Consider the following 13,116-nt stretch of genomic DNA (forward strand, 5'->3'; position numbering starts at 1 on the left):
ATGATTAAAAATTTGTAATTGTTAAAAAATTGCTGTTATAGTGTGATCAGGACAGCGATGTCCTACTTGCCCCCACGCTAAAAGTAATTGAATCTATAGGAAAAATAAGAATGTCAGAAACCAATATAGAGCCAATCGAGCGTCGTCAATTTTTTCGTATTGATATGGAAGGTGAGCTCGTTAATGTGACCTGGCGAGATGCCGACGGTCAAGCTCATAAAGTCAAATGTATTTGCGCAGATTTCTCTAAAGGCGGATTACGCATTGAATATGATTACCCGATTGCCGTTGGCACTGTGGTTGATTTTAAATTTCAAGAAGATCATCCTGAAAGTCGTACGCTGCAAGCAAAGGTTATCCGTTGTATCGAAACTAAAGATGCCATTTACAGCATCGGTTTTCAGATGACTTGAATGTCACGTTTGGCGACTATTCTGAAGCATATCCACGAAAAAAACTTTAAAGGAAATTGACCATGATTTTGTTAGTAGGTGGCGAGAAAGGCGGCAGTGGCAAGAGCTGCCTGGCACAAAATATTGCTGTATATCTTGCCAATGATAAAAAAGCGTCGGTATTAATTGCCGATTGCGACCCGCAACGTACCACATCTGATTGGATTCAGGCACGTAATAATGATCCGGCGTTAGCCACCATTAATTGTATTCAGCTTTACGGTAAAATTCGTAATGACCTGCTTAGTCTTAATGAGCATTATGACTATGTGATTGTTGACTGTGGTGGTCAGGATAACCTAGCGTTACGTGCATCCATGTCTGTGGCCGACCATGTACTCATTCCAATGCGACCTAAGCGTCGGGATTTAAAAACCGCACCGCATATGGAAGATATGTTGAGCACCTGTAAGATGGTAAACCCAAAATTGATCGCATCGTTCGTGATAACGCAATGTCCATCATTACCAAATCAGGCGCCTCGTATTCTTGAGGCGAAAGAAGTGTGTGCTTCGTTTGGCATTAATGTGCTTGAGGCCATCACTTATTCTCGTAATGTCTACGATGATAGTGAAGAGAAAGGCACATCGGTACTTGAAGTGGAGCCTAAAGGTAAGGCTGCTAGTGAAATCCGCTCAATTGCCGAAGAGATGCTGGCAATTAAGCAGGAGCTAAGTTATGAGTTTGGCTGATCTAAAGAAAAAGTCACAAACTAGAGTTGAACGTACTTTTACCGTCGATGAATTTATTGATGACGCGACTAACTACGCCGTTGGCCAGCCACAAATCGTTAGTGCCGATATTCAGGCGCAGGCGCAGCTGATCAATGATCATATTGCGTGCACGTTGTCTTGTGATAACAATGCTCAAACTACCGAAGAATGCTGTTTTAAACACGCAACCTTTACCTTGAGCGAAGATATTATTGAGCAATTAAATGAGTTGTCGGAAAATACTAAAATCGCCAAATCGCGTATTTTAAGAATTTTAGTCAGTAATTTTTTCTTTAAGGATAACCCGGCCAAACTGCAATTATCCAATATAAAGTAGCGAGCGCCGACATACTCACCAATAGTTGAGCCTCACAACCGTTAAGATTGTTTAAAGCCGATAACAGCTTATGCTATTATCGGTTTTTTATTTTCTAGCCTGTTTTATTGGTGCCCATGAGACTTGATAAATATATATGCCGTTGTACTGAATTAAGCCGCAGTGAAGCGAAAAAACTGCTTAAACAAGGCTTGATCAAGGTAAACGGTGAGATTGAGAAAGACCCTGGCGCCCAAGTGTATGAAGAATCTGACGTACGATTAGATGGCAGGCAGCTGTCGTTTGCCAAAGCACGTTATATTATGTTGCACAAACCGATGGATTGTATTTGCTCTAACGTCGATGAATTATACCCGTCAGTATTACACCTGCTAGAAATTGATCGAGCCTTTGATTTGCACATCGCGGGTCGTCTTGATGCGGATACCACAGGATTGGTATTAGTTACTGATGATGGTCAATGGTCGCACCGCATTACCTCACCGAAAAAGTTGTGCGCTAAACGCTATCGTGTACAAACATCGAAACCAATCCCTGAGAGTGCCATAGAGCGCTTTAAAGACGGCGTACAATTGCAAAATGAAAAGAACCTTACCAAACCGGCAATCCTTGAAATATTAGCGGAAAAAGAAGCGCTGCTGACCATTACCGAAGGCAAATACCATCAGGTGAAGCGTATGTTTGCTGCCATAGGCAATCGTGTGGTGGACCTACATCGGGAGCAAATAGGCGAGATAGAGCTCGATCCAGATTTAGGTTTGGGCGAATGGCGCTACTTAACGGAACAAGAAATCGCATCGGTTTAGCTTGGTCTAGCTCAGTATTAATTACTGTCATTAAGTTAAGTGCTATTTAATAATCTTGATGATCTGTTTGAATGCTTTGGATTCAGCATTACCCATTAATTCAAACAGCGCCATTTCAGTACTGCTTAATTTAAGGCCATATTGCTGCATCTTAGTTAAGGCAATATTCTTATTGGCACTTGATCGTGATGATACTGCGTCTGCGATTACTTCGACATCAAAACCATTATCAAATAAATCTGTGGCGGTTTGATAGACACAAACATGCGCTTCGATTCCTGCCACTAAAATACTGTTGGCACCGCTGGCCATAACGGCATCAACAAATTCGTTATTGGCCCAGGCGCTAAAGCTGCTTTTAACGATCGGTTGTTGTTTAGGTAACAACGAGGCGAGAACCGTCGATGTTGTGCCAATTGCTTGTGGCATTTGTTCAAGCCAAATAATCGGCACACCTAGAATTTGCAGGCTTTTGATCAGCTTTTGCAAATTTGAGAATAAACTTTGTTTGTCGTACATCAAAGTCGCCAAGCGTCCTTGAACATCCACCAATACAAAGGCTGTATTATTAGGCTTTAACATAGTGCAGATACCTGTAGATATAGTTATGCCAATTGTTTAGGTATTAATTGGCATAACATCTTAAACTCGAAGCGGCTTACACTGCTTATTTTTTGTTGAGTTGTTCGTATTGCTCTAGCTGCTCTTTGGTTGCTGGCGTTTGGTATTTATCTTTCCACTCAGCATATGGCATACCATAAACTTGTTCGCGCGCGGTATCTATATCCATTTCTAGACCTAGATTTTCGGCTTCTTGCACTGTCCATTTCGAAAAACAATTCCGGCAAAAACCCGCCAAAATCATTAACTCAATGTTTTGCACATCTTTACGAGTGTCCAAATGCTTTAATAAGCGGCGAAATACAGCTGCTTCAACTTCTGTTTGTTGCTGTTTAGTCATGGTATCTGTCCCGTTGATTAGTTTAAACACAGTTAAATCAGTAATACATGGTTAAATACAGTTAAGCACAGTAACGATTTAGGCAGCCTACTGCCTTACTCTGAACCTTGTGCAGACTCTGCTTCAGTTTTAGGTTTAGTAAAGCGACGAATTTGTACGATCATGCCCATATAAGGGTGGTCAAAATAGTGCACTTCACCACTGATCACTCGACGGTTTTGCTTAAACGGTATGCTGATGGTTTCACCTTTATCATTTTCATCTAACACGTCGAAGTGGGCATTAATAAATAGGTAATGATCCAAATGCACTCTAAATAAACCATCGATTTTAAACACTTGTTGATCTTTATTGTCATCACCAAAATCGATGCTGTCGATACCTAAATCAACATCCGCTATTTGCGCTTCTTCAATCAATGGCTTTAAAGTATTGTCACGTACGTGTCGCACTTCAGCGCTTGTATCATTGCTGCTGCGTGCCGCTGTAATGGCTTGTTGAATATGATTTTGAATCAACCGTTGGGCTTGCGTAGCGGTAAGTTTTTCTGCTTCAACTGTTTGATTGCCTTCATTGTCGATCAATTGGCTGTTTTCACCAGCGATAATGCGCACTGGCGTAGCTTGATTAACTGGTTCACCAATTTGCCGCCAGCCCATGTGCAATAGCGGGCGGAAGTTTTTCGAACGCGCCAAGGCTTTGCGAATATGGCTCAACCTTAAACTGCTTTGATCAAGCAAGTAGGGCACATTGGCATAAACATCTTCTTTGGCGGTGACGATGTGCGGAATTTCATAATATTCCGATTCAAGGTGCGCTTCTTCACTAAAGGCAAAGCCACAACCGTTGTTGGTTAAACCTGTTGCACTATCACTAGTTAACAAGTCATCGTTAAATAATGGTTCGGCGACTTTTTCTTGCTCGCTATTGGCAACCGCTGAGGCATCAGCTTGTTCAGTTACTGGCTCGTATTCGGTATCCATAAACTCATCTTCAGGCATGCCGCCTATGGTCGAAAAGTCAATGGTGTTTTTACAATCAGATAATTGATTTTTGTAATTAACTACTTGATTTAATTGGTCTGCGACTAAATCTAAATGCGCCTTACGCGTTAAGGTTTGGTTATTCAAACTCAATACATCAAAATTCTCATTGATACGTGACTTGTCTTGTAACTGCTCAATTAAAATGACTTCAATTTCAAACCAACGAGCATTGTCTTTATTGTCATTGGTTTGTGCCAAAGCATTGCTTGAGGCGAACAATACCGGCGCTAAGACAGTCAAAGCTGTGCATTTAGCTTGCGTATTAATCGTTTGTGATTTATCAGAGATGAATCGTTTAACAAATGTTCGAATCGTGTTTAACCGCATGTATTACAAACCTGTGTTTATTGTTATCTTTGCTGTTTTGACAACGTTTTTGGCGACGCTGTCTTTTAAATAGTTTAGCGAAACGACGAGCGTATAGCTTAACCTAATGCTGCCCATTAGGCAGCCACCGTCTGACTAAGTTCCGTTAATAGTTGATTAACGGCGCTAATTCGCTTACCACCTTCTTCTGCATCCAAGGCGAATTTTAACTTATTGGCACCATCCATTCTATATACCGCAGGTTGGCGCTGCATCAAACCGATAATATGCATCGGATTGATCTTGGTATCGTCACTAAACTCAATACTACCAGTCTTGGCGCTGGCATCAACTCGCTTAATACCTAAACGTTGTGCTTGGATCTTTAACTTAGCAGTATGAAATAAATTTTTTGCATGTGCAGGTAACAAGCCAAAGCGATCGATCAGTTCGACTTGAATGTCATCTAAGTCATCGTTGTTATTAGCACTGGCAATGCGCTTGTATAGTGACAAGCGCATATTTACATCACCAATATAATCATCTGGCAATATCGCAGGTAGTTTTAAATCTACTTCGGTTTGCTTGGCAGTTAGATCTTCTAAAGACGGTGTTTTACCTTCTTTTAATGCCGCAACCGCCTGATCGAGCATTTCCATATACAGACTAAATCCAACACTGGCCATTTGCCCAGATTGGTCTTCACCTAATAATTCACCGGCACCACGAATTTCCAAATCATGGGTCGCAAGAGCAAAACCTGCGCCCAAGTCTTCTAACTGAGCAATGGCGTCCAAGCGTTTTAGCGCGTCTTTGGTCATGCGTTTAGGGTGCGGTGTTAGCAAATATGCATACGCTTGGTGATGTGAGCGGCCAACGCGGCCACGTAACTGGTGTAATTGCGCTAAACCTAAATGATCGGCCCTGTCCATAATGATGGTGTTGGCCGTTGGTACATCAATACCTGTTTCAATAATGGTGGTACATACCAATACATTAAAACGTTGGTGGTAAAAGTCACTCATTATCTGTTCAAGATCGCGTTCGCGCATTTGTCCGTGGGCGACAACGATTTTCGCTTCAGGTAGTGATTCTTGTAACTCGGCCGCTGTTTTCTCGATGGTTTTCACGTTATTGTGTAAAAAATATACTTGACCACCACGCAATATCTCACGCAATACAGACTCACGAATTAGACCATTATCGCGCTCACGAACAAAGGTTTTCACCGCCAAACGTTTCGCTGGTGGCGTGGCAATAATAGATAAATCACGCATACCACCCATCGCCATATTCAAGGTTCTTGGTATTGGCGTTGCGGTAAGAGTGAGAATATCAACATTGGCTCTAAGGCGTTTGATTTTCTCTTTTTGCTTGACGCCAAAGCGATGTTCTTCATCAACCACTAATAAGCCCAAATCATGGTACTTAATGTCATCGGATAGCAACTTATGAGTGCCAATAAGAATATCCACTTGGCCATTGGCGACTTGCTCTATGACCTGTTTTTGTTGCTTGGCCGTCTTAAAACGAGACAGAACTTCAATGTTCATTGGCCAGTTGGCAAAACGGTCTTTAAAGTTTTCATAATGCTGTTGTGCCAATAAGGTGGTTGGCACCAAAACCACCACTTGTTTGCCATCGTTAGCCGCGACAAACGCTGCGCGCATAGCCACCTCGGTTTTACCAAAACCAACGTCACCACATACTAAGCGGTCCATCGGTTTGTGATCGAGCATATCAGCGACGACATTGATGATGGCGTTTTGTTGATCGTCGGTTTCTTCAAAACCAAAGCTTTCACTAAAGGCGCGATAATCGTTTTTGTCGCGTTTAAACTGATAACCATGACTGCTCTCGCGCTTGGCGTAAATATCGAGTAATTCTGCGGCGACATCTTGTACTTTCTCTGCGGCTTTTCTCTTAGCTTTTTGCCACGCGTCGGTGCCTAATTTATGTAGCGGTGTACTGTCGCTGTCGGCACCACTGTAGCGGGAAATTAAGTGCAGTGATGATACCGGCACATACAACTTAGCGTCGTTGGCATACGTTAATGTTAAAAATTCGGTGGTGATACCTTGGTTTTCAAAGCTTTGCAGCCCTTGATAACGGCCTATACCATGTTCAATGTGTACCACTGGTTGACCGATAGACAGTTCCGTTAGGTTTTTGAAAATCGCTTCGGAATTGGTTTCTTGGGCTTTGCTTGAGCGGCGTCGTTGTTTGACGCGGTCAGTGAACAGGTCGTCTTCAGTGATGATCACAAATTGATGCGCACCTTGATGAATAAAACCATGGGCTAGGGCGTTTACCGTGACCGCTTGGCTTAAACCAGACTCAACAAAGGCATCGATATTGGCGACTTGTTCGGGCTTTATTTGCTCACGTGCCAAAAGCTCCAATAAGGTTTCACGTCGACCTTCGGATTCGGCGATAAACAGCACCGGTAACTGTTGCTCAGAACATTGCGCTAAAAACTCTAACAAACTGGCAAGCGGCTGTTTGAGTTGGTGGTTAACCGCAACCGATGGCAATGCCGATGTAGCGAATTCAAGTTTGCCACCGCTCTCAGTAGCCGCTTTGCCAAGTTCAATACGATTGTATTGTTTAAACTGCGCAAATAATTGGTCTTTGGCTAAAAACAACGACGCTGGTGGCAATAACGGCCGCAATGGATCGTAGCGACGATCTTCATAACGATAGGCGGTGTCATGGACAAACTGGTCGATATGCAATTCAATATCGCCGTAGGACATCAACAAAGTATTGTCCGGCAAATAATCAAATAAGGTTTGTGTTTTTTCAAAAAATAACGGCAAGTAGTATTCAATACCCGCCGGCATTATGCCTTTGGAAACTTGATAATAAATTGAGTCTTTGTCGTTACTGACTTTCAGCTGATCACGATATTGGCCACGAAAGCGGTTAATGGCATCTTGATCGGTTGGGAACTCATGCGCCGGTAATAACTCTATTGATTTAATGTTATCAATCGAGCGTTGCGTATCAACATCAAATGTACGTATGGTTTCAATTTCATCATCAAAAAAGTCAAGACGGTATGGTTGTTTGCTGCCCATAGGAAACAAATCAACAATCGAGCCACGTGCTGAAAACTCACCGTGCTCAAGCACCTGTTCGACGGCGCGATAACCACTTTGTTCAAGCTCTAAGCGCAGTTTGCCTATGTCTTTGTTATCACCGGTTTTGATCATCAGGCTGTTAGCATCAATGTAGCTTTTAGGTGCGATGCGATGACTAAGGGTATGAGCTGGGACAATAACGATGCCCATACTCATGCGGCTCAACTGATACAAGGTCAATAAACGTTGCGAAATAATGTCTTGGTGCGGTGAAAAGTTATCGTATGGTAAGGTTTCCCAATCAGGAAACAGACAAATCGGCAAATCGGCGGAGTTGATGCTCAACAATTCGTGCTCAAGACGCAGGGCACAAGCGGTATCTTGTGTCACCAATAGCGTTAAACCTTTATGGTTAACGGCACCATGATAGACTGCAAGAGTATCACTTGAGCCAGCCAAATTTAGCCATTGTTTTTTATCTTTTTGTGCTTGTTTGCCGGCAGCTAATGCCGGTGTAAATAAATCAGCAGCGGATGTCATAGAATAAAGATTGACCTGTATTTTGTGTCAGGACGGAATAGAACAATTTTAGTGCACAGCGATAAAGTTGCCTATGCAATCGCCCAATCGTTAGTGTCTGACACAATTGTTTGCAAAAAACTGGGACGTTATGGGCTAATGATATCATTACGATCTGTTCATCCCAAGCGATAAAGTGCTATCATGAAGACAATTCTACTCATAATCATAAGCTTTATAAAAATTTAGATGTTTCAGCCGGTTAGCTTATTTATCGGATACCGATACAGTCGCAGCCAAAGCCGCTCTGGTTTTGTCTCTTTCATCACCTTTTTTTCCATTGCCGGCATTCTGTTGGGCGTTGCCTCATTGATCACCGTTGTCTCTGTGATGAATGGCTTTGAAGGTCAACTAAAACAGCGCATTTTAGGGCTGGTTCCGCATGTGGTTATCAACAAGCAGCAACAAGCGTTTACCAACGTAGATTTGCTCATTAGCCAGTACAGCAAAGATCCCAGAGTAAAAGGCGCAACGCCATACCTAGAAAGCGAAGCGTTTATTCAAGCCCCTGGCAAATTGCAAGGTGTCCTGGTGCAAGGGGTGTATCCTGAATTTGAAAAACAACACGCGTTAGTCGCACAAAAAATGCAAGTTGGTAATTTAGATACCCTACAAAGCGGTCAATATAATCTGATTGTCGGTATGGCGTTGGCACGCAAACTAGGCGTTAAAATTGGCGATAAATTACGCATAGCCTTACCAAATAAAACCATTTTTACCCCTATGGGCAGGGTGCCTGTACAACGCACATTTACCTTGTCTGGGGTGTTTCAAGTCAGCTCCCAGGTGGATGAGCACATGGTGCTTATTCATGCTCAAGACGCTGCAAGAATGATGCGTAAGCCCAAAGATTATGTCGACAATATACGTCTGTATTTATACGATGCGTTTGACGCCGATGCGGTTAAAGCCAGCCTGGTAAATAATGCCAATGGCAAATTTGATATCACCACTTGGAATGCCAGCCAAGGTAACTTGTTTGCCGCGGTGCAGATTGAAAAGAATATGATGTGGTTGATGTTAAGCCTGATTGTTGCCGTTGCGGCGTTTAATATTGTCTCGGCGCTGGTGATGGTAGTGATTGATAAACAAGGTGAGATTGGTATTTTGCAAACCTTAGGCATGAAACGACATCAAATTTTGCATATTTTTATTACCCAAGGCATGGTAAATGGCCTGTGGGGCACGATATTAGGCGCCATTGCCGGGGTGTTGTTGACCTTGAATATCAACAGTATATTGTCGTTTTTTGGCGTTAATATTTTAGGCTCAGGGTTTGTTGCTCAAACCCTACCCATTGATTTAAAAGCAGAGCAGGTGGTTGTGATCATTGCATCAGCCATATTAATGAGTTTAACCGCAACTTTATATCCAGCTTATCGGGCGTCGAAAACCCAACCTGCAGAGGTGTTACGAAATGAATAATGTGTTGGTGTGTGAGCAGTTGGTAAAGCATTATCAACAGGGACCACAAAAAACAGAAATCCTTCGAGGACTCGATTTAACCGTAAGCAACAATGAGCTAGTGGCCATTGTCGGCAGTTCTGGTTGTGGTAAGAGTACCTTTTTGCATCTTGCCGGTGCGCTCGATACGCCAACATCTGGCAAGGTGTTGATCGACGGTACCGATATATATCAGTTGAGCGATAAGAAACGTGCTGATTTTCGTAATAAACATTTAGGATTTATTTATCAGTTTCATCACTTGATGATGGAATTTAGTGCCGAAGAAAACGTCGCGATGCCGTTGTTGATTCGAGGTGATAAACCGAAAGCTGCGTTGGCACAAGCCAGAGAAATGTTAGAGAAAGTCGGTTTAGCTCACCGACTTACACATCGACCATCAGAGCTTAGTGGTGGTGAACGACAACGTGTGGCGATAGCCAGAGCATTAGTCACCAAACCGTCGATTGTCCTAGCGGATGAACCAACCGGTAACCTTGATTATGATACCGCAGAGCAAATTTTTGCCTTGATCAAAGAATTAAACCAGTCGATTGGCACAAGTTTTGTCGTGGTGACCCATGATTTGGCGTTGGCGGCGCGAATGGATCGACAGCTAAAATTAGATCATGGCACCTTATGCCAGATAGAACAGACCGCTTCGGTGATGCAAGGCTAATTCATGTTTAGACCATTAAGCGCCTATATTGGCCTGCGCTATGTGCGCTCGAGACAAAACAAAGGCTTTGCGTCGTTTATTTCAGCATCGTCGACCATAGGCATTGGCCTTGGCGTCATGGTGCTGATTTTAGTGCTCTCGGCAATGAATGGTTTCGAGCGAGAATTAGCAAAACGCTTGTTATCTGTTGTGCCTCATGGCGAGTTTATCGCCGTTACTAAGCCAATCGATAACTGGCAGCAACAAGTCGAAACCTTAGAGCAATTTGACACCGTAACCCACGCCGCACCTGTGGTTAAGTTAGGTGGCTTGCTGCAAAAAGGCGAACGATTAAAAGCGCTTGAGTTAAGAGCGGTTGTGCCCGATTATGAAGTCCGCGTATCACGTATTGAAGAATTTATTACCGAGGGCAGCTTTTCGGCACTTACCGGCAACAGCATGGTGGTTGGCAAAGGCATCGCTAAGAAACTTCAGGTAGGTGCGGGTGATACGGTGCAATTATTGTTGCCGCGCAACAGTTCGGGGAATGGCCAATTTGCTGCCCCTATTAAACGCAACATGAACATTGTTGCGGTATTTGATTTTGGTGGCTCAATTGATGAAACCTTGGCGTATATTCCATTGGAATTGGGGCAAAGCATTGCTGAAATAGACGATAAGGTGCACGGTCTGCGTATTGCTACCGACGATGTTTTTGCCGCTCCTAAAATTGTTCGCGAAATAGGCATGAAACTTGATTCGTATGTTTATATGAATGATTGGACCCGCACCCAGGGGCATGTGTTTAATGACATTCAATTGGTGCGCACCGTGATGTTTGTGGTCATGTTATTGGTTATTGCGGTGGCTAGCTTTAATATCGTATCTAGCTTATTTATGGCGGTGAACGACAAAAAAAGCGATATTGCAATATTGAAAACCATGGGCGCAAAACCGTCTACTTTAATGTTTAGTTTTGTCTTTCAAGGACTGACTAATGGTGTGCTTGGTGCTTTAATAGGTGCGTTACTAGGTGCGTATTTAGCCAATAATTTGACTGACATAGTGCTGTTTATCGAACAAAGCTTTGGCGTCAAATTTTTATCTGGCGATATCTACTTTATCGACTTTATCCCTACCGAACTAGACATGCGAGATGTGGTATTTACCGTCATATCTGCGCTGGTATTAAGCTTGCTGGCAACCATTTATCCAGCATGGCGCGCCAGTAAAATTGATCCAGCGAAAGTGTTAGGCCAAGGTGGCTAATGTTACATGGCAATCTTAAGGTGCCATGCACCATGCTTTGCCAAATTTAAATAAAGATTGCCAAAAGAGCGTTGTTTAGCGCTCTTTTGGCTATATTATGCAAAGTGATAGGCGGTGATAGAATTAATTGCTGTATCCACATATTAATTTATTGGGGAATTCGTACGAAGATCCCAACCAAATTTCTCTCCAGAGGCAAATGAGTAAATAACTTGCTCGTAGGCGATGTTGGCTTCGGCTTGAATACCATTAGAGTTGAGACTTAGGGTGTATTCAGTCAATGTTGCTCGTGTGTATTCGACAGACGGTTGAATTCCCTTTCCGACAATTGGTATATCCGCCAAAATAGCGATATTTATTGATGATTGGGACGTAATTTTGGTTAGCAAACATTCAAATTCAGAATTTAAATCATCACTAATCAGAAGTTCCGACAGTTGGTGTTTAGACGGCGTTCGACTCGGATCAATAGCGCTGTCCCAAACCAATGTCGATTCAACTTCAAAATCTTTTAGTGGGGTATAAGTACCAATAGGGTTAGCGGGTTCTCCATCTCCATAGACAATGAAATTGAAATCATTACCACAGCCAAAACTGTTAGGGTTTTCCCATGGTGATGAATAGGTACGGGCGAACGTGACGAGTTTGCCATTAAAGTCAATGTCTATTTTTTCGAAAGCAAAGGTAATACTGGTGCCTTGCTTCGTAGGTTGAATACTGGTGAACAATATATTGGAAAAAGAAAGTGTCAGGTCACTACCATTGTTCAAAGTTATGGTAGCATCGCCCAAAGATTGCCTGAATAGCTCAGTGAATAGATCTTCATATAAACCTTGATTGGTTAAAGAAACGGTTACTTGGTCTATAGACATTCGAGCTTCAGTACTACCGTCAGGTAATGGTTGACTCCATTTTAACTTAGCATCACTCAAATCGTAACGACTATCTATGTGGGGAAAGCTAATGCTGCCAATGGTTGTACTGACCGGCGAAGTAACCTGATGATATGAATAGAGCTCAACTATTTGCTCATTAATTACCGCTAATTCTTCGACGCCCGCGCCATCCTGACCGTCTTTACCATCTTGTCCGTCGATGCCGTTTACTCCGTTAGTACCTGGAACACCTTGCTCTCCTTGAGGACCAGGTACGCCAGAGTCGCCTTTATCACCTTTGGGGCCAGGGATTAATTGGATATTGTCGACATCTGTTTTTAATTGTCTAACGTCTGATTCTAATTGGTTGACTCGCGTTTTTACATTGTCTTTAGCCATTAATGAAAAAGACAAGGGGATAATCAGTAACAAAGTAGCCAGTTTCATTAGTAGTTTCCTTGAAGTTAATTCCCTGTACTACTTATTCAGGTGGGTTGTCTTTGCACAAAATGCTTACGCACAGACGGTTGAGTGTAGTTGCTGCTAATAGAATGGCAATATTTTCAATCGAAATGAATAGCAGGTTAT

12 protein-coding genes are annotated in these 13,116 nt (G+C 42.7%); 7 read left to right on the forward strand and 5 right to left on the reverse strand.

Annotated elements, in window-relative coordinates:
- Positions 1–110: 110 nt before the first annotated feature.
- From HII16_RS08900 to rsuA, 4 genes are all read left to right on the forward strand, one after another.
- Positions 111–413, forward strand: a complete 303-nt coding sequence (locus HII16_RS08900; RefSeq protein ID WP_135437439.1) for a PilZ domain-containing protein — start codon at positions 111–113, stop codon at positions 411–413.
- A 62-nt stretch (positions 414–475) separates the two neighbouring features.
- Positions 476–1,144 carry an AAA family ATPase gene (locus HII16_RS08905; protein WP_169129409.1) on the forward strand — a complete coding sequence of 223 codons (669 nt, stop codon included), beginning with the start codon at positions 476–478 and terminating at the stop codon, positions 1,142–1,144.
- Positions 1,131–1,502 (forward strand): ribbon-helix-helix domain-containing protein, encoded by a 372-nt coding sequence (locus HII16_RS08910; protein WP_169129411.1) that lies wholly within the window; start codon positions 1,131–1,133, stop codon positions 1,500–1,502. The genes HII16_RS08905 and HII16_RS08910 overlap by 14 nt, the downstream gene beginning before the upstream one ends.
- 116 nt (positions 1,503–1,618) lie before the next feature.
- The gene (gene rsuA / locus HII16_RS08915) at positions 1,619–2,308 is read left to right on the forward strand and encodes a 16S rRNA pseudouridine(516) synthase RsuA (protein ID WP_169129413.1); all 690 of its coding nucleotides are present in this window, start codon (positions 1,619–1,621) and stop codon (positions 2,306–2,308) included.
- Between the two features lie 42 nt (positions 2,309–2,350).
- On the opposite strand, the gene HII16_RS08920 is transcribed toward rsuA, so the two are convergent.
- From HII16_RS08920 to mfd, 4 genes are all read right to left on the reverse strand, one after another.
- Positions 2,351–2,890, reverse strand: coding sequence for an isochorismatase family protein (locus tag HII16_RS08920; RefSeq protein ID WP_169129415.1), 540 nt, complete (start codon positions 2,888–2,890; stop codon positions 2,351–2,353).
- An 85-nt stretch (positions 2,891–2,975) separates the two neighbouring features.
- Complete coding sequence (locus tag HII16_RS08925; RefSeq protein ID WP_135437434.1) at positions 2,976–3,269, reverse strand: DUF1244 domain-containing protein; 294 nt, start codon at positions 3,267–3,269, stop codon at positions 2,976–2,978.
- Positions 3,270–3,364: 95 nt separating this feature from the next.
- Complete coding sequence (locus tag HII16_RS08930) at positions 3,365–4,642, reverse strand: CsiV family protein (RefSeq protein ID WP_169129417.1); 1,278 nt, start codon at positions 4,640–4,642, stop codon at positions 3,365–3,367.
- 116 nt (positions 4,643–4,758) lie between these two features.
- Positions 4,759–8,244, reverse strand: coding sequence for a transcription-repair coupling factor (mfd, locus tag HII16_RS08935; protein WP_169129419.1), 3,486 nt, complete (start codon positions 8,242–8,244; stop codon positions 4,759–4,761).
- Positions 8,245–8,472: 228 nt separating this feature from the next.
- Between mfd and HII16_RS08940 the strand changes: the two genes are divergently transcribed.
- From HII16_RS08940 to lolE, 3 genes are read left to right on the forward strand one after another with little or no spacing between them, the layout of a single operon-like run.
- A complete protein-coding gene (locus HII16_RS08940; protein ID WP_169129421.1) occupies positions 8,473–9,708 on the forward strand; it encodes a lipoprotein-releasing ABC transporter permease subunit in 1,236 nt (411 codons plus the stop codon).
- On the forward strand, positions 9,701–10,405 hold the full coding sequence (gene lolD, locus HII16_RS08945) for a lipoprotein-releasing ABC transporter ATP-binding protein LolD (RefSeq protein ID WP_169129423.1): 705 nt from the start codon (positions 9,701–9,703) through the stop codon (positions 10,403–10,405). Before HII16_RS08940 ends, lolD begins: the two co-directional genes overlap by 8 nt.
- A gap of 3 nt (positions 10,406–10,408) precedes the next feature.
- Entirely contained in the window at positions 10,409–11,653 is a 1,245-nt protein-coding gene (lolE, locus tag HII16_RS08950; RefSeq protein ID WP_169129425.1) for a lipoprotein-releasing ABC transporter permease subunit LolE, read from the forward strand.
- A gap of 143 nt (positions 11,654–11,796) precedes the next feature.
- Here lolE and HII16_RS08955 read toward each other — a convergent pair whose 3' ends face one another.
- A complete protein-coding gene (locus HII16_RS08955) occupies positions 11,797–12,975 on the reverse strand; it encodes a collagen-like protein (protein ID WP_169129427.1) in 1,179 nt (392 codons plus the stop codon).
- Positions 12,976–13,116 lie beyond the last annotated feature (141 nt).

It is taken from the genome of Thalassotalea sp. Y01 (genome assembly GCF_012932945.1).
In the GTDB taxonomy this organism is placed as follows: domain Bacteria; phylum Pseudomonadota; class Gammaproteobacteria; order Enterobacterales; family Alteromonadaceae; genus Thalassotalea_A.

Coding starts and splice junctions, on each gene's coding strand:
- HII16_RS08900 (WP_135437439.1), top strand. CDS start 111: ATGTCAGAAACCAATATAGAGCCAATCGAGCGTCGTCAATTTTTTCGT.
- HII16_RS08905 (WP_169129409.1), top strand. CDS start 476: ATGATTTTGTTAGTAGGTGGCGAGAAAGGCGGCAGTGGCAAGAGCTGC.
- HII16_RS08910 (WP_169129411.1), top strand. CDS start 1,131: ATGAGTTTGGCTGATCTAAAGAAAAAGTCACAAACTAGAGTTGAACGT.
- rsuA (WP_169129413.1), top strand. CDS start 1,619: ATGAGACTTGATAAATATATATGCCGTTGTACTGAATTAAGCCGCAGT.
- HII16_RS08920 (WP_169129415.1), bottom strand. CDS start 2,890: ATGTTAAAGCCTAATAATACAGCCTTTGTATTGGTGGATGTTCAAGGA.
- HII16_RS08925 (WP_135437434.1), bottom strand. CDS start 3,269: ATGACTAAACAGCAACAAACAGAAGTTGAAGCAGCTGTATTTCGCCGC.
- HII16_RS08930 (WP_169129417.1), bottom strand. CDS start 4,642: ATGCGGTTAAACACGATTCGAACATTTGTTAAACGATTCATCTCTGAT.
- mfd (WP_169129419.1), bottom strand. CDS start 8,244: ATGACATCCGCTGCTGATTTATTTACACCGGCATTAGCTGCCGGCAAA.
- HII16_RS08940 (WP_169129421.1), top strand. CDS start 8,473: ATGTTTCAGCCGGTTAGCTTATTTATCGGATACCGATACAGTCGCAGC.
- lolD (WP_169129423.1), top strand. CDS start 9,701: ATGAATAATGTGTTGGTGTGTGAGCAGTTGGTAAAGCATTATCAACAG.
- lolE (WP_169129425.1), top strand. CDS start 10,409: ATGTTTAGACCATTAAGCGCCTATATTGGCCTGCGCTATGTGCGCTCG.
- HII16_RS08955 (WP_169129427.1), bottom strand. CDS start 12,975: ATGAAACTGGCTACTTTGTTACTGATTATCCCCTTGTCTTTTTCATTA.